Genomic DNA, 20,767 nt, shown 5'->3' on the forward strand with positions numbered 1-20,767 from the left:
TCCGGATGCGCCTTGCCGCGTTAGGCTCGTGGGCATCGTGGATGAAACGGAGCGAGCCGCGTGGCGCGAAGCACGGCAATGCCGACGGCGGTTACCGCAGCGCTGATGCTGCTGAGTGGCGTGCTGTCCGTTCAATGGCTGCCGCGTCTGCCGTCATCCACGTTGCTTGTTGCGCTGCTGCTCGTTGCCTTGCTGCTTGGCTGGCGATGTCCCCGCTGGCGCTGGCTCTCATGCATGCTGCTTGGCGTTGCCTGGGCTGCCTGGCGGGGCGCGGCGGGGATGGATGCGCGCTTGCCGCGCGCGCTGGAAGGACGGGATTTCGCGGTAGTCGGCCGCGTCGCCCAGCTGCCGCAGGCGCGCAGCGATGCGACCTCGTTCGTTTTGCGCGTGGAGAGCGCGACGCTGGATGGCAAGCCCGTGTCGCTTCACGGGAACCTCAACGCGTCCTGGTACAACGGCGCGCCGCCGATCGAGCCGTGCTCGCGCTGGCGATTGCTGCTGCGGCTCAAGCGCCCGCGCGGTCTGCTCAATCCCGGCGGTGCCGATAGCGAACGCTCGTCGCTCGAGCGTGGCGTGGTGGCCACCGGCTACGTGCGGGACGATCCGCAGAACAAGCCGCTGGGCGTCCGCGCGCTCTGCATCAATGGCGTGCGCGATGCGATTTCCCGTGGCATCGCTGATCGCGTCGACGATCCGCACGACGCGGCGCTGCTGCAGGCCTTTTCGGTTGGCGATACGCGTGGGCTGCAGCAGCGTGACTGGGAGGTGGCGCGCGCCAACGGCGTGTCGCATCTCATCGCCATTTCGGGTTTCCACGTCGGCGTGGCCGCGGTATTTGGCGTGTGGCTGGCGCTACTGGCGTATGCGGTCTGGCCGCGCCTGGGGTGCCGATTGCCGCGACCGCAGGCGCAGGCGGGTGCGGCACTGCTGGTCGCCGGCGTTTACAGCGCGCTGGCGGGATTTGGCCTGCCCACCGTGCGCACCCTGCTGATGATTGCGGTCGTGGCACTGGCACGCTGCAGCCGTCGCGGCGGCGGCGGCGCGCAGTCGCTGGCGCTGGCGATGATTGCGATGCTGCTGGTCGATCCGCTCTGCGTGCTGGCGCCGGGCTTCTGGCTGTCCTTCGTGGGCGTGTCGTTTCTGATGATGTGCCTGCAGGCGCGCGGCCGGGGTCTGCGCGCGTTTGCGCACGAGCTGTCGGCCGGGCAGATGGTGATGACGGTGTCGCTGCTGCCGCTGAGCCTGTGGTTTTTCGGCGAGGCGTCGCTGGTGGGCGCGCTATCCAACCTGCTGGCGGTGCCCGTGATCAGCTTCGTCATCGTGCCGTGCGCGCTGGTTGGCGTGCTGGCGATGGCGGTTTGTCCGCCGCTTGCTGAGCCCGTGCTGTGGCTCGCCGCGCAACTGGCGCACGCGCAGTGGTGGCTACTTGAAAAGATGGCGAGCTGGCCCGGCGCGCACTGGTATCTGCCCACCGTTCAACCGTGGGCGCTGCTGCTGGCGGTGCTCGGTGCGCTGTGGCTGTTTCTGCCGCGCGGTGTGCCGATGCGCTGGCTTGGCGCACTGCTGTTTCTTCCGCTGCTGCTGCCGCCGCGGGAACTGCCGGCCGAAGGCGCGTTTCAGGCCTGGGTGCTCGACGTGGGGCAGGGCCTGTCGGTGGTGCTGCGCACGCGCGAGCACGTTTTGGTGTATGACACCGGTGCGCGCTATCCCTCGGGTTTCGACCTGGGCGAATCGACCGTGCTGCCGTCGATGCACGCGCTGGGCATGAATCGGCTGGACATGCTGATGATCAGCCACGGCGATAACGATCACGCCGGCGGCGCGCAGTCCGTCGCCGACGCCTTTCCCGACGCGCCGCGCTACGCCGGCGAGCCGGATCGCATGACAATACCCATGCAGCCATGCGCGGCCGGGCAGTCGTGGCAATGGGATGGCGTGAGTTTCCGCGTTTTGAATCCCGCCGTCGACCAATCCAGCGCAGCGAGCTCCAACGCAGGCAATGACAAAAAGTCGGCCAAGAACAACGATCGCTCCTGCGTGCTGCTGGTCGAAGGCCGCGGCGGCCGTCTGCTGCTGACCGGCGACATCAGCGTCAGGGAAGAGCCGCAGGTGCTTGCCGCGATGGATCGGGGCACAGCGCCGGTGATGCTGGTGCCACACCACGGCAGCAGCGGCTCGTCCAGTGATGGTTTTATTGCCGGCATCGAGCCGTCGTTGGCCATCGTATCGGCGGGCTGGCGCAATCGCTTCGGTCATCCCCGGCCGGATACGCTGGCGCGCTATGCGGCGGCGAGCGTGCCGGTGTTCAACACGGCCGAGCAGGGCGCGATTCCGCTGGATTTTCCGGCGGATGGGCTTGCGCGTCGCGGCCAGGGCTGGCGCTTTCGCGAAACGCGCTACTGGCGCGAGTAGGCAGCGAGCAACGCATCGCCTGCTCAGACGCGCGGTCAAGCGAGGCGCGCGCCGCAGGATGCCGAGCACGCCGCAGTCGCCGCGGGCGACACTGCTATCATGCGCGCTCATCAAATCGTTGCTGCGACGGGGTCGAGACGTGCTGGAAATCCTGATGGCTGGCGGCTGGGCGATGGTGCCCATCCTGATCTGTTCGGCGATTGCCCTGGCGATCGTGCTGGAGCGCTGCTGGACCCTGCGTCGTAGCGCGGTATTGCCGCCGGGCCTCGGTGACGAGGTACGCGAATGGGCGCGTTCGGGCCAGCTCGATCCGGCACATATCGACACGCTGGCCGCCGGTTCACCGCTGGGCGAGCTGCTGGCCTCCGCGCTGGCCGTGCGCAACCGCTCGCGCGAGCTGATCAAGGAGCGCATCGAGGATACCGGCCGGCACGTGGTGCATCGGATGGAGCGTTATCTCAATACGCTGGGTACCATCGCGCTGATTGGACCGCTGCTGGGCCTGTTCGGCACGGTGATCGGCCTGATCCGCATGTTTATGGAAGTGATGGCCGGCGGTATCGGCGATCCGGCCAAGATGGCCGGCGGCATCGGCGAAGCGCTGATCTGCACGGCGTCCGGCCTCACCGTGGCGATTCCCGCCTACGTGCTGCATCGCTATTTCCGTTCGCGCGTGGCGGGTTACTGCGTGCAGATGGAAAAACAGGCCACCGCGCTGCTCGACGATCTGACGCTGACCGCCGCTCCAGCCCCGCGCGCGCGCCGCAGCCCGGCGCCCGCCGCGCCGAGCGCCGGCTGAGCACGCCCGCATGCGTATCGGTAACGACCGCCGTCAGGACGATTTCGAGATCAACGTGATTCCGTTGATCGACGTGCTGCTGACCCTGCTGATGTTTTTCGTGCTCACCAGCACCTTCGTGCAGCACACACATCTGCAGGTGACGCTGCCCAGGGCCAGCTCGCAGGATCACGACACCAGCGCGCCCGCGCTCACCATCGTGGTCGACCGCGACGGCAAGTTTTATGTGGGCAGCGACGAAGTGATGGGCGAGGGCATCGAGCCGCTGAAGCAGACCATCGCGCGCATCGCCGGCACCGACCGCGATCGCCAGGTCACCATCCGAGCCGACGGCATGACCGCGCATCAGAACGTGGTCACCGCGATGGATGCGCTGGGCCAGCTGGGCTTTACCCGGTTGTCGATCGCCACCACGCCGACTCAGGACACCCGTTCTCCGTGAGCACCACCGCCAAGCCGAATGCCAGCACCTGGCAGACCTACAAGCGTTTGCTTTCCTATACCCGGACCTACTGGCCGGTGATTATCGTCACCGTGCTTGGTATGGCAACGGACGCGGCATGCATGGGCCTCTTTGCCGCGTTGATGAAAACGATCGTCGACAAGCTCTTCGTCGCGCACGACCCGTATTACATCTTCTGGATGCCGATCTGGATATTGAGCATCTTCGCCGTGCGCGGCGTGGGTACCTATGTTGGTGACTACGGCATGGCCTATATCGGTCGCAACGTGGTGCAGGTACTGCGCACGGAGGTGTTTGATGCCTACCTGCGCATGACCGCGGCCTTCTTTGGTCGCGAAGGCACCGGCAACCTGATCGCGCGCATCACCTATACCTCCGAGCAGGTGGCGCAGGCAGCCACGGATGCCGCAAAGGTGGCGGTCGTCGACAGCCTCTCGATTCTTTTTTACATCCTGGTGATGCTGCACTACAGCCCGTACCTCACGTTGTCACTGGTGTTGATGGTGCCCACCGTGGCGGTTGTGGCGACGATTGTGAGTCGGCGTTATCGGCGCATCAGCCGGAGTATTCAGGGCATGATGGGTTCGGTTACCGGGACAGTGGAGGAGGCCGTCGGCGGCCATCGCGAAGTCCGCATCTATGGTGGCCAGAAGTATGAAAGCGAGCGCTTCTATACGGCGGCAGCCCGCACGCGCCGGCTGAATCTTAAGGTCGCCTCGACCAGCGGCATCTCCAGTTCGCTGGTGCAGTTGCTGGCCGCGATGGCGCTGGCGACGATCATCTACCTGGCGACGCGGCCCGCCATGCTCCAGACGATGACGCCGGGTACCTTTCTTGCCGTGCTCTCAGCCATGGGTGCGATTTTGCCGTCGCTGAAGCGTCTGACCAATATCCAGTCCAACATCCAGCGCGGCATGGCCGCTGCAGAAGACCTGTTTGAAGTGCTCGATACGCCGCCGGAAGAAGATCTTGGCCAGCGCGTCGCCGAGCGCAGCCACGGTGATATCCATGTCCGCGCCGTGTCGCACATCTATCCCAAGGCGAGCGAACCGGCGCTGCGTGATGTCGAACTTCGTTGCGCGCCGGCAACCGTGACCGCCCTGGTCGGGCGTTCGGGCAGTGGCAAAAGCACCCTGGTCAGCCTGCTGCCGCGCTTTTACGAACCGGAAAGCGGCTGCATCGAACTGGACGGATACGATATTCGAGACTACACGCTGGCTTCCCTGCGCAAGCAGATCGCCTGGGTGGGTCAGAACGTGGTGCTGTTCGACGACACGATTGCCCGCAATATCGCGTACGGCGAGCTGGAGGGCGCCAGCGAGGTCGACATCATCGCGGCAGCCGAAGCGGCCAACGCGATGGAGTTCATCAGCCGACTGCCGCAAGGTCTGCACAGCATGGTGGGTGAGCACGGTGGGCAGCTTTCCGGTGGCCAGCGCCAGCGCATAGCCATTGCCCGCGCCATTCTCAAGAACGCGCCGATCCTGGTGCTGGACGAGGCCACCAGCGCGCTGGATACCGAGTCCGAGCGGCTGATCCAGCAGGCGCTGCAGCGTCTGATGAAGGACCGTACCACCGTTGTGATCGCCCATCGGCTGTCGACGATCGAGCACGCCGATCAGATCGCGGTGATGGACCAGGGCCGCATCGTCGAGCGTGGCACGCACGCAGAGCTGATCGCGCTGGGCGGCCATTACGCGGCCCTGCATCGCATGCAGTTCCACGACCAGGCGACCGATGCGGTCGACGAACCGGTCGGCCAGCCGTTGGGCATCTGAGGCTTGGCATGGCGCTGATCGACACGCTCGAATCAGCCTGGTATGGCGGCGGTCGCGCACCGTGGTGGACGAGCCCGCTGTCGATTTTTTACGGTGCCGCGATTGCCCTGCGCCGCGCGCTCTACCGAGCCGGCGCGCTGCGCAGCGTCGCGTTGCCGGTGCCGGTTATCGTGATCGGCAACCTCAGCGTCGGTGGCACCGGCAAGACTCCCTTGACGATTGCCGTCGTCGATGAGTTGCGCAAGCGCGGCTTCCGACCGGGTGTGGTGAGCCGCGGCTACGGCGGCACGCAACGCGATCCGCTGCTGCTCGAATCAGCGCCTGATCCCTCCTTGGTCGGCGACGAGCCGTGCCTGATCCACGCCAGCGGCGCGCCGGTAGCGGTGGGGCGTGATCGGCCCGCGGCGGCGCGGCTGCTGCTCGACGCGGGCTGCGATGTGGTGATCGCCGATGACGGCCTGCAGCATTACCGCCTGGCGCGCGACGTGGAAATCTGCGTGATCGACGGCGCGCGTCGTTTCGGTAATCGACGGCTGTTGCCTGCCGGCCCCTTGCGCGAACCGATGCGTCGGCTGCAGCGAGCGGATCTTCGCGTCTGCAACGGCGGCGACGCGGCCGACGGCGAATACGCGATGCGGCTCGTGGGCGGTCTGGTCGTGTCGCTGGTCGGCGATCGGCGTGAGTCGCTTCAGGCCTTCGCCGGTTTGCGCGTGCACGCAGTGGCGGCCATCGGAAATCCGCAGCGTTTCTTTGATAGCCTGCGCGGCGCGGGTATCGAGGTGATCGAGCACGCGTTCGCGGACCACCATCGCTTTGCCCCGGCTGAACTGGACTTTGCGGACGATCTGCCGCTGCTGATGACCGACAAGGACGCCGTCAAATGCCGGGGCTTCGCGCAGCCGCACTGGTGGCGTGTGCCGGTGCGTGCCGGCCTGCTGGACGCTTTTTATGCGGTCCTGGTCGAGCGCATCGATCGCGCGCGGGCCGCTCGCCGGATTCAGTCCTGAATCGGGTAGGGCGATGTCTATGGCAGCTGGCGCATCGTCGTCAGCGCGCAGCAGGCACAGGCTCGCCGGCGAGCCATACCTGACGCACCAGGTTGCCGCCGATCCAGTAGCAGAGTTCCGCCGGCTGACGCGCGTTCCACACGACGAGGTCGGCGCGCTGGCCAGCGGCGAGCGTGCCGCGATCGGCAAGGCCCAAGGCGCGCGCCGCGTTGATGGTGATGCCGCGCAGCGCTTCTTCCGGCGTGAGGCGGAACAGCGTGCAGCCCATGCCGGCGGCCAGGCGCAGCGACAGTAGGGGCGAGGTGCCGGGATTGCAGTCGGTGGCGATCGCCATCGGTACGTTGTGTTGGCGCAGCCGCTCGATCGGCGGCAGTCTGGTTTCGCGCAGCGCGTAGAACGCGCCGGGCAGCAGCACGGCGACCGTGCCCGCTGCGGCCATCGAGCCGATGCCGGACGCGCTCAGATGCTCCAGATGATCGGCCGATAGGCCACCATACTCGGCGACCAGCGCGGCGCCATCCATATCGGACAGCTGTTCGGCGTGCAGCTTCACCGGCAGGCCGAGTTCCCTCGCGCGATCGAACAGCCGGCGCGTTTCCGCGTGGCTGAAACCGATGGTCTCGCAGAAAGCGTCGACCGCATCGACCAGTTTTTCCGCGGCCAGGGTCGGCAATATGTCGTCGCAGACGAGGGCGACGTAATCGTCGCGACGATTCGTGTACTCGGGCGGTAGCGCATGCAGGCCGAGAAAGCTGGTGCGTACGGTGATACCGAGCTCGCGTCCCAGCCGGCGCGCCACGCGCAGCATGCGGCGCTCGCTTTCCAGATTCAGGCCATAGCCCGATTTGATTTCCAGCGTGGTGACGCCGTCGGCGAGCAGGGCCAGCGCGCGGGGCAGGGACTGCGCATACAGCTGATCTTCGGTCGCGCCGCGCGTGGCGCCGACGCTGGAGACGATGCCGCCGCCGGCGCGGGCGATCTCCTCGTAGCTGGCACCATTGAGGCGCAGGTCGAATTCATGCGCGCGGTCGTCAGCGAAGACCAGGTGCGTGTGGCAGTCGACCAGCCCCGGAGTGATCAGTGCGCCGTCGACCGATTCCACGATGGACGCCAGCGCGTTCGGGGCATCCGGCAGCGCGTCCACGCGGCCGATCCAGGCGATGCGGCCGTGATGGATGGCGATGGCGCCACGCTCGATCAGGCCGTAAGGCGCGTCGCCGGCAAACGTTGCCAGCGTGGCGTTCATCAGCAGTCGATCCCAGCGTGGTGTGCTCATGCGTCGACGCATTTCATCATGACATTAGTGGTCTTTGGGCGGTGAGCCGGCCGGCTTTTCATCGACGGTATGTCTTTCGGTCGGCGCTTCAGCGTCTGGCTCGTCGAGATCATCAGCATGGCCTTCAGGCGCATCCGCTTCATCGGGAACAGGTCCTGCCGGTTCGTCGAATGCCGTGGTGTTGCCGACATGCGGCATCGCTTCGGCGTCAGCCCCTGCCTTCTCCGTGGCTGCTGTTTGGGCGGCCTGCTGGTTTTCGAAATCCTGCACCATGCGCTCGGCGAAATCCTTATAGACCGGCGTGGGGCAGAACAGCGAGGCGGCGGCGCGGGCCAGCAGGCAGGCCGCCATGATCGGGATCACCATGTCCTGATTGTCGGTCAGCTCCATCGCGATCACCGCCGAGGTCAGCGGTGCGCCGGTGACGCCGGACAGATAGGCGCTCATGCCCAGCAGCACCACCGAAGCGGCGGGAACGCTGGGCAAAAACGTCGCAATGTTGTGGCCGATGCCGGCGCCCACGGCGAGCGCCGGTGAGAAAATGCCGCCGGGAATACCGGCCCAGTACGACACCACGTTGGCCAGCAGCTTGGCGATGCCAAAGCTCTGCCCCGGCGTGACCGCGGCCTCCTGCACGAAGGCGCGCGCCTGGTCGTAGCCGGTGCCATACACCGAGTTGTGCGTAAGCACGCCAAGCACGGCCAGCGCGAGACCGCAGCCGCCGGCAAACAGCACCGGTCCGCGGGCGCGCAGCCGGCCGATGTAAGCCAGCGGGCCGTTGCGGCTGAGCAGAATCAGCCGGGCGAACAGGCCGCCGAGCAGGCCGCAGATCACGCCGCACCAGAGCACCGCGAGCCATGCGTGACCCAGCGGCAGCAGCGTTTCCACCCGGCCGAAATAGGCGTAATTGCCCATAATGCCCAGCGAAACCACGCCGCCGACGATCACCGCCGTGAGCAGCAGGCCGCTGAAGCGGTGCTCGAACGTGCCGGCCAGTTCCTCGATCGCAAACACCACACCAGCCAGCGGCGTGTTGAAGGCCGCCGCGATGCCGGCGGCGCCGCCAGCGAGAATGAAGCGTGAGGCGGCTTTCGGATCATCGAAGCCGAAGCGCCGGCCCAGCGAATAGAAGATGCCGGCACCGACGTGCACGGTAGGACCTTCGCGACCAATGGATGCGCCCACGGCCAAAGCCAGTAGGGTCAGAATCATCTTGCCCGCGGCGATCGGCAGCGCCAGCATGCGCTGGCGAAAGCCCTCGTCCTCGATATGCAGCGTGGCGATGACCTGCGGAATACCGCTGCCGCGCGTGGCGCGCAGCTTGCCCTCGGTGACCCATGCCAGCAGTGCGAAGACCACCGGCGTGATGATCAGCGGAATCCAGATGCCGTGCGTGAGAATTTTCTGGAACAGGTGATACGACCAGTCGCTCGCCTTGGCGAACACGATGGCCGCCAGCGCCACCAGCAGCGCGCCGGCCCACAGCGCGATGCGACGTTTCCACTGCTGGGGCGCAAAAAATTCGTGTCCCAGTACCGCCTGCAGGCGCGGATTGGAGGATCGGGTCACAGGAGGTACCGGCGGATGACCGGCTTCCTCCCGGTCAGCTGGATTCGAGCGTGGCGGGGTAGCGTCGGTCATCCGTTGATTATTGCAGACCTGGCGAGGGCAGTCCTGCGGTAGTCAGTAAAACGCGGTATGGGTTCGTCATGCCGATGGGTTCGTCATCCCAGCGTTTGCTGGGATGACGAACCCATCGGTAGAGGTCCTGCGGCAAGGCGCGCGCCGCTTCAGCTCAGCGGTTTGGTGTGCCAGCGCATCTCATACAGATCGAATCGGCGATCTTTCAGGTTCTGCACCGCACCGGCGTTCCGCGCCCGGGCCAGGCTTTCCAGCCGCAGGTCGGCGAACAGCACGGTTTCGATATTCGGCGTGGAGTCGGCGGCGATGCCGTCACGCGCGAACGGAAAATCGCTGGGCGTGAGGATGCAGCTCTGGCCATACTGGATATCGAAGTTGTTGACGCCGGGCAGGTTGCCGACGTTGCCCGACAGCACGACGTAGCACTGGTTTTCGATCGCCCGCGCCTGCGAGCAGTAGCGCACGCGCAAATAGCCTTCGCGCACGTCGGTGCAGAACGGCACGAACAGGATCAGCGCGCCCTGGTCGGTCAGGTGGCGCGCCACTTCGGGGAACTCGGAGTCGTAGCAGATCATCACGCCGATCGGCCCGCAGTCGGTCTGCACCGTGGCCGCCGTGTCGCCGCCGGTGATGCTCCACACCGTGCGCTCGCTGGGCGTGGGGTGCAGCTTTTCGCGCTCGTGGATCGAACCGTCGCGCAGGCACACGTAGCAGACGTTGTGGATATCGCCGTTGGCCTGCTCGGTGGGGTGCGTGCCGGCGATGATGTTGATGTTGTAATGGACGGCCAGACGGCCAAACAATTCCTTGACCTGCGGCGTGTACTGGCTGAGCTTGCGGATCGACTCCACCGGCGACAGCTCGGTGTTCTCGATCGACAGCAGCTGCAGCGTGATCAGCTCAGGAAAGGTCACGAAATCGGCGTTGTAGTCGGCCGCGATATCGGTGAAATATTCCACCTGGGTGGCGAACTCCTCGAACGAGGCGATCTTGCGCTGCTGGTACTGCACCGACGCCACGCGGACCGAGTCAGGCATGTGCTGGGTCGAGGGGATCGACGGCATGTCCGGATGATCAAGCAGCTGCGGATTGCGCCAGACCATGTGCACGGCATAGCCGAGCGAGTCATAGTCCGACGGCGCATACGCGCGCAGCACGCCGATCGCCTCGAAGTCGTTGGACAGCTGAAAGCTCAGCGTCAAGTCGCGCCGCTTGCCTTCCACCACGGCCTGCACATACGCCTCGGCGCTCCCGTAGCGCGGCATGGCCTTGGCCAGGCCGGGAATGCGCCCGCCGAACACGATGCCGCGCAGCTTCAGGTCCATGCACAGGCGCTTGCGCGCCTGATACAGGCGCTGGCCGATGCGCATGCCGCGAAAATCCGGGTGCACCACCACTTCCATGCCATACAGCCAGTTGCCGTCGGGCTTGTGGCGCGAGCCCATGCCGCCGCCGGTGATCTGCATCCAGGTATGCGGCGCCAGCGCGGTCGCCTCGTCGATGCGGAACGTGGCGCAATAGCCGACCACGTTGCCCTCATATTCGACGACGAACTGGCCTTCGGCAAAGTGCGTCTGCTGTGATCGCAGCATTTCGGCGGAGTGGCCCCATTCGGCGGTGTAGATGCGCGCGGTGAGGTCGACCAGCTGAGGCACGTCTTGCGGCGTTGCCAGACGAAGCAGGAGTTTGGGGTTGAGTTCGCTAGTTTTCTTGGCCATTTCAGGATTATGCCGCAGCGAAAGTGAAGTGAAGGCGACCGCCCCGGTTACACTTTCGGCGCAATGGCTTGCATCGTCCGCGAGGCCGATCGGCCCCGGCGCGGTTTTACATCTGGAGAAAAGGCAGTGGGCGATCACGCAATCGTGGGCAATTACAGCGCCGGCCATATCTGGGGCCTCGATGGCTGGCACAGCCACGCAAGCTTCGGCGTCGATGCCGGCGGTTTGCTGGCTGCTGCAGGCAGCGCGGCCGCGCTGCCGCTCGGTGAATGGGTGCTGCCCGGCATGCCCAACCTGCATTCGCATGCGTTTCAGCGTGCCATGGCCGGGCTGGCCGAGCGCCGCAGCCGCATCGACGACAGCTTCTGGTCGTGGCGCGAGGTGATGTACGGCTTCGCCGCGGCAATCAGTCCCGAGTCGCTGCAGGCGATTGCCGCCCAGCTCTATGTGGAAATGCTCAAGGCCGGCTACACCCAGGTCTGCGAATTCCATTACCTGCATCATCAGAGCGACGGCACGCCCTATGCGCAGCCCGAGGCGATGTCGCTGGCGCTGATCGAGGCCGCACGCGAGGCGGGCATCGCACTGACCTTGCTGCCGGTGCTCTACATCAGCGGCGGCTTCGACGGCCGCGCGCTGGCGCCGCGGCAGTGCCGCTTCGGCAACACCGTCGACAGCTATCTGCGCCTGCTGCAATCGCTGCGGCCATATGAAAACGATCAGCTGCGCGTCGGCGTGGCGCTGCACTCGCTGCGCGCCGTGCCGGCCGAAGCCATGCACGAGGTGCTGGCGAGCCAGTTCGCGCGGCAGTGTCCGATCCACATCCATGTCGCCGAGCAGATCGGCGAAGTGCAGGACTGCCTCGCCCTGCGCGGCGCGCGTCCGGTCGAGTGGCTGCTGGACAACGCGGCCGTCGACGAACGCTGGTGCCTGGTCCATGCCACCCATCTGGCCGATGCGGAAACTTCCCGGCTGGCGGGCAGCGGCGCGGTGGCCGGCCTGTGTCCGACGACCGAGGCCAACCTCGGCGATGGCCTGTTTCCGCTGGCGGATTATCTCGACGCGGGCGGCCGGCTCGGCATCGGCTCGGATTCGCATATCTCCATCTCGCCGGTCGAAGAGCTGCGCTGGCTCGAGTACGGGCAGCGGCTGGCCTCGCGCCATCGCAATATCGGCGCGCGTCGTCCGGGTGCCAGCGTGGGCGAAACGCTGTGGTGCGCGGCGTTGAGCGGCGGTGCGCAGGCGTCGGGGTTCTCCATTGGCGAACTGCGCGAGGGTTCACGCGCCGATCTGCTGGTGCTGGACGAAAACTCGCCTCTGCTGGCGGCGCGCGATACGCAGTCCATCATCGACAGTTTTCTGTTCGCGGGTAACGTGCCGCTGGTGCGCCACGTGATGTGCGGCGGCGAATGGCTGGTGCGTGATTTCCGGCATCGCGACGAGGAGCGCATTGCGGCGCGCTACCGTAAAACGGTGTCCGAGCTCGCATCGAGCGCCGGTTAGCGCGGCTTTTTCCAGATGAACGGCAGCTGGCGCGTTCATCGAAGCGGCGTCATCGATCAATCGGGCGCAGGCGTTAGCGGTCACACATCCCTGTCATCGGAGTGTTTCCCATGCGTCGATTCATGTCCGCTTTTCTGCTTTCCGCTGCCCTGATGGGCGGCGCCCTGTCGCTGTCGGGCTGCATCGTGGCACCGCCCCGGCCCTACCACCAGCGCGTGTGGATTGCCGGCCACTGGGCGTCGCCGCATGTGTGGGTCGGCGGCCACTGGGGCTATCGTTGAGTGGATGCCTAAGGTTGCGGCGCCAGTGGAATCACTGGCGCCGCGGTGACGCGTGTGACGGATAAAGCCTTACTGAGCCTGCGGCGAGGTCGCTGCCGCCGTCGGCAACGGGTTGGCTGCCTTGAACTTCTCCCACTGCGCCCGGCGTGCCTGCTGCTGGGTCTGCAGGGTGGCGTACTGGGCCTTCTGCTGCGTGGTCAACAAGGCGTAGATCTGCGCGCGGATGGTGGCCTGCTGCTGCACACGCTGCTGGGCGGCGGCGCCTTCAGCGGTCGCCAGACTGGCGGCAGCCGCCTGGTAGCCGACCTGGTCCGGCGTCATCGCTTCAAAGGCTTCGCGCTGCTGGCGGAGCGCCTGGCGCTGCGCCTTGGTCTGCTCAAAGCTCGTTCGCATGGTCTGTTTGATGCTGGCGCGCTGCGCATCGGTCAGGTTGAGCTTGCTCAGCGCCATGAACTGGCCGTGCCCGTGGCCGCCGTGCCAGCCTCCCTGTGGTCCACCGGCCTGGGCGGAAACCGCAAGCGTCGTGCAGGAGACGGCCGCCCCCAGAAGCAGGACGAGTGATGTGCTCTTGCGCATAAGTAATACCTTCGAGTGTGGGAGGTGGTTTGTTGCGTATATTGGACGGCACCCCCGCGTATATGTTCTTTGCCGCGAAGTAAAGATGGGTAAAGAGCTATGGCGCTGCGCGCGCGCTGCCGTTTAGCTGTCCACCTGCGCGCCGTCCATCCATCCGCTGCAACAGGCATCCGAGCATCATGTCCCGAATCCTCATTGTTGATGACGACCGCGCCCTCTGCAGCCTGCTGGCGGATTATCTGCGCCGCGAAGGTTTCGAAGTGGACGTCGCGCATGACAGCACCAGTGCGCTGACATATCTGCACAACGCGGGGCAGCGTCCGGATCTGCTGATCCTCGACGTGATGATGCCTGGCCGCGATGGGCTGGACACCCTGCGCGAGCTTCGCCTGCAGTACCGCCTGCCGGTGATCATGCTGTCCGCGCGGGGCGAGCCGGTGGACCGCATCGTGGGGCTGGAGCTGGGCGCCGACGATTACCTGTCCAAACCGTGCCTGCCGCGCGAACTGCTGGCGCGCGTGCGCGCCCAGCTGCGGCGCAATACGCCGGCCATCACGGGCGTATTGCAGGTGGGTGCGCTGCGCCTGCTGCCGGGCGAGCGTCGCGCCTTCGCCGACGACAACGAGATCTCGCTCACCGGTGCCGAATACATGCTGCTGCAGGCGCTGGCGCAGCGCGCCGGCGAGCTGGTCGAAAAAGCGGTGCTGACGCGTTTTGCCCTCGGCCGCGAGCTGGAGCGTTTCGATCGCAGCGTCGACGTGCACGTGAGCCGCCTGCGGCACAAGCTGGCCGAGGCCTCGCCCAAGTCGCCGCGCATCGACTCGGTGCGCGGCGCCGGCTACGTACTCGTGGTCAGCACGCCGTGAGGCTTTTCAAGAGCTCGCTGTATCGGCGGCTGCTGCTGTGGTTCGGCATCGGCAACCTGCTGGTGCTTTTTCTGGGTGGCCTGCTCACGCGCGGCTTCATTGACTACACCACGGCCAAGGAAATCGAGTGGGTCGCGCTGGCGCAAAGTGCCGACGTGGCCTACGAAAGCGGCGGCGCCAACGCGCTGGCCGACTGGTCGTTGCAGCAGCGGCGCGAGGGCATCGAAGCCACGCTCTATGAGAAGGCCCAGCCACTGTCGCCGATTCATTTGCCGCCGCCGATCGAACGGTCTCTTTCGAACTGGCTCGATGCCGGCAAGGACGTGGTGCTGCAGCCGTGGCCGGGCCTCTACGTGGCCGTGCAGCAAGTCACCGGTGACGACGGCCGTACGCGTCAGCTGGTGGCCCTGAGCCGCTCGCACGCGCGGCTCGCGCCGCAGACGCGGCAGCTGATCCTCTGGAGCGTGCAGCTGACCCTGCTTCTGGTTTTCATCGGCATACTGAGCTGGTGGGTAGCACGCAGCGTCGCGCGCCCGGTCGAGGCTCTGCGCGACGCCACCCGGCGCATGGCGGCCGGCGAACTGTCGACGCGGGTAGGGCGCCGGCGCGGCGAAAAGCACGACGAGCTGGCGCAGCTCGCCTACGATTTCGACACCATGGCCGAGCGTATCGAGGCGCTGGTCGCGCACGATCGCGGCGTGCTGCAGGATCTGTCGCACGAGCTGCGCTCGCCGCTGGCGCGGCTGCACCTGATCCTCAATTTCGCCCAGCGCAGCAGCAGCCCGGACGAAGCCGAACCGTATTTTCTGCAGGCCGAGCAGGAGATCGAGCGACTCGACCGCATGACCGGCGAGATGCTGGCACTGTCGCGTCTGGAGGGCGGCATTCCCGGGATGAGTCGGGAGCGTCTGGATCTGGACGAACTGGTTCGCAGCTGCGTGGCGCAGGCCGAGTTCGAGGCCGGTGTGCGCGAAGTGCGGCTGCACATGCCAGCCGGTGCGCCGCTGCTGATCACCGGCAGTCCGCTGCTGCTGGGGCGTGCGGTGGGTAACCTGATCGCCAATGCGATCAAGTTCAGTCCGGTCGGCGGCGTGGTGGAACTGCGCGTGCAGACGCGGCACGGTAGCGCCGAGCTGTCGGTTCGCGATCATGGCCCGGGTGTGCCTGAGGCCGAGCTGGCCTCGCTGTTTCGGCCGTTCTATCGCGGCAGCAACGGCGTACGCGCCGATGGTCACGGCGTGGGCCTGGCCATCGTGCAGCGCGTGGTGCATGTGCATGCCGGCGAGATCCGGGCCGAGAACGCGCCCGGCGGCGGCTTGCAGGTGACGCTGCAGCTACCGCTTCTTTGCGCCGCGGAAAGCGCCGGTCCGCCGATGTAGCGCAATCGCTTTGTGTGACCGCCTGTCGGGTTCCAGAAAAAACAAGGCCGATGGAAATGAACAGACGTCTAGATGTCTCCAAGTGTGCAAGAAGAACGCGAGAGGAAGACGGAGTCTTTCCGCGCCATGGCCGGAATCCGTCCGGACGAGCCGGCCCGCCGCTATGGCACACTGCGCTTGAACCCGTCCAGGTCATGTCATGCGCTCGTCCTCGCTAAAAGCCGTTGCTCTGGCGCTGTGTTCTGCGCTGTTCTTTACGCTTACCTACGTACTCAATCGCAGCCTGGTGGCGGGCGGCGGCCACTGGCAGTGGGCGGTGATTCTGCGTTACCTGTTCACGCTGCCGCTGCTGGCGCTGGTGATTCCATGGCAGGGCGGCCTGGGGGCGCTGCCGCAGGAGCTGCGGCGTTACCCGCGCTCCTGGCTGCTGTGGAGCAGCGTGGGTTTCGTGCTGTTCGGCATTCCGCTGACCTGGGCGGCAAGCAGCGGCCCGTCCTGGCTGATCGCCGGCAGCTTCCAGATCACCGTGCTGGCCGGGCCGCTCCTGGCGCCGCTGCTGTATCGCGACGAGCGTCGCCGGCTCGCCTGGCGCAGCCTGGGCATCGGTGCGCTGATTGTCGCCGGCGTATTTACCCTGCAGTGGGGACATGCGCAGGGCCGGCTGTCGGCGGGCGACTGGCTCGCCATCGCGGCAGTGGCGCTGGCGGCGTTTGCCTATCCGCTGGGCAACCGCGGACTTTTATTGCATCTGGAGAAAACGAGTCCGAAGCGCGGCGCCAGCCACATCTCCGCCGTGCAGCGCGTGTTCGGCATGACGCTGTGCAGCTGGCCGCTGTGGCTGGTATTCGCGGTGGTCGCCTGGTGCACGACCGGCCCGCCCAGCCCGCGCGAAATGCTGCTGGCCGCCGGCGTTGCGCTATCCTCGGGCACCATCGCCACCGTGCTGTTTTTTCGCGCCACCGATCTGGTGCGCAGCGAGCCGACCGCGCTCGCCGCGGTGGAGGCCATGCAGGCGGCCGAGCTGCTTTTCGCCACCTTGCTTGGCGTGCTGTTTCTCGGTGAGGCGTGGCCGCACGGCTTTGCGGCTTTCGGCGCGCTGGCGATCGTGATCGGCATCGGTCTTTTCAGCTGGGTCACCGGCAAGGACATGGCGGGTGACGACGAGGCATTGAGCGCGCTGCGCAGCGATCGCGGCGCCTGATTCGCAGCCTGATACGGCAATAGCTTGTGGACGAATGGCGAGTCGCATGAATGAAGTTTTTCGGCGAGATGCTGTCGGGCATCGCTGCGCTCTCCCCAGCCTACGAACCACGAACCGTGCGTCCTTGTAGCGCAACGCCATGACAGGGGGGGGGGCTGATCTTGTAGCTTGGATTGAGCTTTCCAAATCCAACGCGACCGAAGCATGGGGTTGGCCATCGCCTCGCTCAGCCAGCCTGCAAAATTCCTCTCAAAACCATTATTCGTGCGGCGAACGCTCCATAGGGCGACTCGCCGATGCGAGCCGCAGCCCAGCGTTCGCCAATTTCAAACCATACGCCAGACCTCTCAAGGCGGACGTTTTGAATGATCGATCGTCTTGCTGCGATGGATTAATCTGCCGCATTGCCATCGAATGGGAGCGCGACTTTGGAACGCCTGCGTGATATCGAATCGAGGATCGAGCCGGACTGGATTCGGCACGGTACGCAAGCGTTTCGGCGCACCAACCTCGCGCTGTTCGCCGCCGGCTTTGCCACGTTCGGACTGCTGTACTGCGTGCAGCCGCTGATGCCGGAATTCGCCCGCGATTATCAGGTGAGCGCCGCGACCAGCGCCCTGTCGCTGTCGCTGACCACTGGCGTGCTGGCGGTGATGATGCTGTTTGCCGGCGCGGTGTCCGACGCGGTGGGCCGCAAGTCGGTGATGGTGGTGTCGCTGCTGGTGTCGGCGGTGCTGGTGCTGATTTCGGCGTGGATGCCGAGCTGGACGGCGCTGCTGGTGGTTCGCACCTTGCTTGGCGTCACCCTCAGCGGACTGCCGGCAGTGGCGATGACCTATCTCAGCGAGGAGATGCATCCGGAATCGATCGGCCTGGGCATGGGGCTGTATATCAGCGGCAGCGCGGTCGGCGGCATGGGCGGTCGGCTGATCACCGGCGTGCTGTCGGATTTCTTCGGCTGGCATATCGGCGTTAGCGTGGTCGGGGTGATCGGCCTGGTCTGCGGGCTGATCTTCTGGCGCGCGCTGCCGGCCACGCGCAACTTCGTACCGCAGCCGCTGCGCGCACGCGCCTTGCTCGACCGCTTCGCGCGGATGTTTCGCGATCCCGGCCTGCCGTGGCTTTTTCTGGAAGGCTTTCTGCTGCTCGGCGCGTTTGTTACCGTGTACAACTACCTCGGCTATCGTCTGCTGGCGCCGCCGTTCAACCTCAGCCAGGCGGTGGTCGGACTGATCTTCGGCATCTATCTGATCGGCACCTTCAGCTCGGCCTGGATGGGCAGCCTCGCCGGCCGGCTGGGCCGGCGCAAGGTATTGTGGACAGCCTTCGCCCTGATGTTGGTTGGCATCGTCCTGACCCTGCTGTCGTCGCTGTGGCTGATCATGCTCGGCATCGTGGCGATCACCTTCGGCTTTTTCGGCGGCCATTCCATCGTCAGCAGCTGGGTCGGCCGCCGCGCGGGCAACGCCAAGGCGCAGGCGTCGTCGATGTATCTCTTCTGCTATTACATGGGCTCGAGCATCGCCGGCGCCAGCGGCGGGCTGTTTTACGCGGCAGGCGGCTGGCCCAGCGTGGCGGCGTTCGTCGGTGCGCTGGTGCTCGCCGGCCTGCTGATCGCGTGGAAGCTGTACGGCCTGGCGCCGCTGGTCAACGTGGCCACGCCGCCCACGCCCATGACCAATGGCGCCATGCCATGAAGATCGATGCGCTCGATCACCTCGCGCTTACCGTCGCCGACATCGAGGCGACCTGCGCCTTTTACGAGCGCGTGCGTGGGATGCAGACGATCACCTTCGGCGAAGGCCGCCCGGACAGCGGCGTGGATCGCGTGAAGCCGATTCGCAGCCGCCGATGTCACCGCGCTGCGCGCGCTGTGCCAGCGCGATCGCGTGATCGACGCGGGCCAGAATATCCTGCGCCTCGATCAGAAAAAGCGTGCCCACATCGGTCAGCGCGACGCGGCGGTTGGTGCGCGTGCCTGTCTCAAAGGGCGTCCGGCTTCAGCATGTCCTTCACCGCATCGTAGTTGCCGTCGTTCGGCGCGGCGGGAAGGTGCAGCAGATGCGTCATCAGCGGATAGACGTCCACATTTGGAAACGCCGGCACGTTCACGCCGTTGCGAAAGCCCGGGCCGTGCGCCACGAACAGCGCCTGCATCCGCGGATCGGCGTTGTCGTAGCCGTGCTCGCCGAGGCTGATGTGGCCGGCGTGGCTGGCGGCATAGTCGGTCGTGGTGATACGCCAGCCGACGTCGGCCAGGCACAGCAGCTGCGGCACGCGCGGGTTGCTGCCGTAATCCAGGCGCTTCGGAACGCGCGTCTTGTCCCAGCAGCGCATGTGCTGCTGTGGCTGTTCCAGCGTGCGTTCCACTGCGGCAAACTTGCGGCGCGCGTCGGGCGTGTTCGACGCCGGATTGAAGCCGGCCAGAATGCCCATGCTCACCGTCTGCACCGTATCGATCGGGATCAGCCTGTCGACCATCACGCTGTTGGCCAGCGGCACGCTGGCCATGCCGTGGTCGGCCACGATGATGATGTTCATCGTGTCGAACAGGCCATCCTGCTTCAGTCCCTGCACCAGCCGCGCGAGCGCCGCATCGGTGGCGCGCAGCGCGTCGTCGACCTGCGGCGAGTCCGGGCCGTATTTGTGGCCGGCGTGATCCACCGCATCGAAATACAGCGTGAGAAAGGTCGGTCGCCGGTCGGTCGGCACATTCAGCCACGCCAGAATCTGGTCCACGCGGGCATCGGCCGTCACGGCGCCATCGAACGGCTTCCACTCATCCGGATGGCGGCCGTGAATATCGGCTTCGGAGCCAGGCCAGAACATCGTTGCGGTGCGCAGGCCGTGCGCGTCGGCGGTCTCCCAGATCGGCGTGCCTTCGTCCCACCAGCGGCCGTCGCTGACTGCCTTGCGGTTGCTCAGCGAAAACTTGCCCAGCGCCGGATCGACCATCGTGTTGTTGACGATGCCGTGGTGATCGGGGCGCAGGCCGGTGACGAGGGTGTAGTGGTTGGGAAAGGTCAGCGACGGAAACGAGGGCTGCATCGAGGCGGCGTGCACGCCGTCCCTGGCCAGCATCGCCAGCGTCGGGCTCAGCCCGCGGTCGATGTAATCGGCGCGGTAGGCGTCGATGGAAATCAGCAGCAGCGGCGCCGGCAGGGCTACCTGCGAACCTGGAGCGGTGTCGGTGTGCGGCGTCGTGGCGCAGCCGGTGCTGAATGCCACCAGCAAAATTAACAAAGGGCGCAACAGGAATTTCATGCAAGGACTCTCAAGATGTTTTCATCGCCCCCCATGATCGCGCACCGCCATGACGAATACATCTCAGATTCCAGCTACACCGGCTTCCGGGTCGACGACCTCGACTGTGCACGTGAGGTCCGCAGCCAGACATCGCGCACAGCGATCGCGGTGGCTCTTGATCGCGCTGCTGGCGGGCGCGCCCCTCGGCTTCGCAGGTGCGTTTTCGCCGCAGGTCAAACCGGTCGCGCCGCCACCGCCGGTTCCGGCGGCACCTCGCGTCGTGCTCGTGCAGCCGTCGGCCAACGCGCAGATTCAGCAGAAGATGCAGCATGCGCAGGTGCGCAGTCAGCTGCAGCAAGCGCAGGTCGAACAGCAGAATCAGCAGGCGCTGAGCCAGAACGTCATGCGCCCGTATGCCAACAACCCGCAGGTGCAGCAGCCGATGCAGCAGCAAATGGACCAGGCCAACGCGGCGCAGCAGCGTATAGACCGGGCGCGTCAGCAGAGCATTATCGATCGTTATAACGCCACGCCGCCGCCGTCAGGGCAGGTGCTGGTGCCGGTCACGCCCCCACCGGCAAAGCCTGCCGGCGGTTGATGATCGGCCCCTGCGTGACGGCG

General features: G+C 66.1%; 17 protein-coding genes and 1 pseudogene. 13 read left to right on the forward strand and 5 right to left on the reverse strand.

Annotated elements, in window-relative coordinates; translation table 11 throughout:
• Window positions 1-78 precede the first annotated feature (78 nt).
• The 5 genes from ACDK93_RS07945 (at window position 79) to lpxK (ending at window position 6,459) form a co-directional block, all read left to right on the forward strand.
• Window positions 79-2,412 carry a DNA internalization-related competence protein ComEC/Rec2 gene (locus tag ACDK93_RS07945; protein ID WP_458072389.1) on the forward strand — a complete coding sequence of 778 codons (2,334 nt, stop codon included), beginning with the start codon at window positions 79-81 and terminating at the stop codon, window positions 2,410-2,412.
• A 154-nt stretch (window positions 2,413-2,566) separates the two neighbouring features.
• Entirely contained in the window at window positions 2,567-3,211 is a 645-nt protein-coding gene (locus ACDK93_RS07950) for a MotA/TolQ/ExbB proton channel family protein (protein WP_458072390.1), read from the forward strand.
• Window positions 3,212-3,221: 10 nt separating this feature from the next.
• Window positions 3,222-3,653: an ExbD/TolR family protein gene (locus ACDK93_RS07955; RefSeq protein ID WP_458072057.1), complete on the forward strand. Its 432-nt coding sequence runs from the start codon at window positions 3,222-3,224 to the stop codon at window positions 3,651-3,653.
• Complete coding sequence (msbA, locus tag ACDK93_RS07960; RefSeq protein WP_458072058.1) at window positions 3,650-5,452, forward strand: lipid A export permease/ATP-binding protein MsbA; 1,803 nt, start codon at window positions 3,650-3,652, stop codon at window positions 5,450-5,452. The genes ACDK93_RS07955 and msbA overlap by 4 nt, the downstream gene beginning before the upstream one ends.
• Window positions 5,453-5,460: 8 nt before the next feature.
• Window positions 5,461-6,459 (forward strand): tetraacyldisaccharide 4'-kinase, encoded by a 999-nt coding sequence (gene lpxK, locus ACDK93_RS07965; protein ID WP_458072059.1) that lies wholly within the window; start codon window positions 5,461-5,463, stop codon window positions 6,457-6,459.
• Between the two features lie 40 nt (window positions 6,460-6,499).
• Here lpxK and hutI read toward each other — a convergent pair whose 3' ends face one another.
• The 3 genes from hutI to ACDK93_RS07980 form a co-directional block, all read right to left on the reverse strand.
• Complete coding sequence (hutI, locus tag ACDK93_RS07970; RefSeq protein ID WP_458072060.1) at window positions 6,500-7,735, reverse strand: imidazolonepropionase; 1,236 nt, start codon at window positions 7,733-7,735, stop codon at window positions 6,500-6,502.
• A 24-nt stretch (window positions 7,736-7,759) separates the two neighbouring features.
• The gene (locus tag ACDK93_RS07975) at window positions 7,760-9,376 is read right to left on the reverse strand and encodes a chloride channel protein (RefSeq protein ID WP_458072061.1); all 1,617 of its coding nucleotides are present in this window, start codon (window positions 9,374-9,376) and stop codon (window positions 7,760-7,762) included.
• Window positions 9,377-9,525: 149 nt separating this feature from the next.
• Window positions 9,526-11,094, reverse strand: a complete 1,569-nt coding sequence (locus ACDK93_RS07980) for a bifunctional GNAT family N-acetyltransferase/carbon-nitrogen hydrolase family protein (protein WP_179477030.1) — start codon at window positions 11,092-11,094, stop codon at window positions 9,526-9,528.
• Window positions 11,095-11,220: 126 nt separating this feature from the next.
• Between ACDK93_RS07980 and ACDK93_RS07985 the strand changes: the two genes are divergently transcribed.
• Complete coding sequence (locus ACDK93_RS07985; protein WP_458072062.1) at window positions 11,221-12,597, forward strand: formimidoylglutamate deiminase; 1,377 nt, start codon at window positions 11,221-11,223, stop codon at window positions 12,595-12,597.
• A gap of 110 nt (window positions 12,598-12,707) precedes the next feature.
• Entirely contained in the window at window positions 12,708-12,878 is a 171-nt protein-coding gene (locus ACDK93_RS07990; RefSeq protein ID WP_458072063.1) for a hypothetical protein, read from the forward strand.
• A 69-nt stretch (window positions 12,879-12,947) separates the two neighbouring features.
• Here ACDK93_RS07990 and ACDK93_RS07995 read toward each other — a convergent pair whose 3' ends face one another.
• Window positions 12,948-13,454: a periplasmic heavy metal sensor gene (locus ACDK93_RS07995; RefSeq protein ID WP_458072064.1), complete on the reverse strand. Its 507-nt coding sequence runs from the start codon at window positions 13,452-13,454 to the stop codon at window positions 12,948-12,950.
• A 179-nt stretch (window positions 13,455-13,633) separates the two neighbouring features.
• On the opposite strand from ACDK93_RS07995, the gene ACDK93_RS08000 reads away from it, so the two are divergent.
• The 5 genes and pseudogenes from ACDK93_RS08000 to ACDK93_RS08020 form a co-directional block, all read left to right on the forward strand.
• Window positions 13,634-14,320: a response regulator gene (locus tag ACDK93_RS08000; RefSeq protein WP_458072065.1), complete on the forward strand. Its 687-nt coding sequence runs from the start codon at window positions 13,634-13,636 to the stop codon at window positions 14,318-14,320.
• A complete protein-coding gene (locus ACDK93_RS08005) occupies window positions 14,317-15,699 on the forward strand; it encodes a sensor histidine kinase (protein WP_458072066.1) in 1,383 nt (460 codons plus the stop codon). Before ACDK93_RS08000 ends, ACDK93_RS08005 begins: the two co-directional genes overlap by 4 nt.
• A gap of 199 nt (window positions 15,700-15,898) precedes the next feature.
• The gene (locus ACDK93_RS08010) at window positions 15,899-16,900 is read left to right on the forward strand and encodes a multidrug resistance efflux transporter family protein (protein WP_458072067.1); all 1,002 of its coding nucleotides are present in this window, start codon (window positions 15,899-15,901) and stop codon (window positions 16,898-16,900) included.
• A 428-nt stretch (window positions 16,901-17,328) separates the two neighbouring features.
• The gene (locus tag ACDK93_RS08015) at window positions 17,329-18,597 is read left to right on the forward strand and encodes an MFS transporter (RefSeq protein WP_458072068.1); all 1,269 of its coding nucleotides are present in this window, start codon (window positions 17,329-17,331) and stop codon (window positions 18,595-18,597) included.
• A pseudogene (locus tag ACDK93_RS08020) lies at window positions 18,594-18,714 on the forward strand (VOC family protein); the annotation flags it as partial. The gene ACDK93_RS08015 and the pseudogene ACDK93_RS08020, both read left to right, overlap by 4 nt.
• A gap of 169 nt (window positions 18,715-18,883) precedes the next feature.
• On the opposite strand, the gene ACDK93_RS08025 reads toward ACDK93_RS08020, so the two are convergent.
• Entirely contained in the window at window positions 18,884-20,164 is a 1,281-nt protein-coding gene (locus ACDK93_RS08025) for an alkaline phosphatase family protein (protein WP_458072069.1), read from the reverse strand.
• A 157-nt stretch (window positions 20,165-20,321) separates the two neighbouring features.
• Between ACDK93_RS08025 and ACDK93_RS08030 the strand changes: the two genes are divergently transcribed.
• Window positions 20,322-20,744 carry a hypothetical protein gene (locus tag ACDK93_RS08030; protein WP_458072070.1) on the forward strand — a complete coding sequence of 141 codons (423 nt, stop codon included), beginning with the start codon at window positions 20,322-20,324 and terminating at the stop codon, window positions 20,742-20,744.
• The last annotated feature ends 23 nt before the right edge of the window (window positions 20,745-20,767 follow it).

Source organism: Rhodanobacter sp. BL-MT-08, assembly GCF_054161255.1.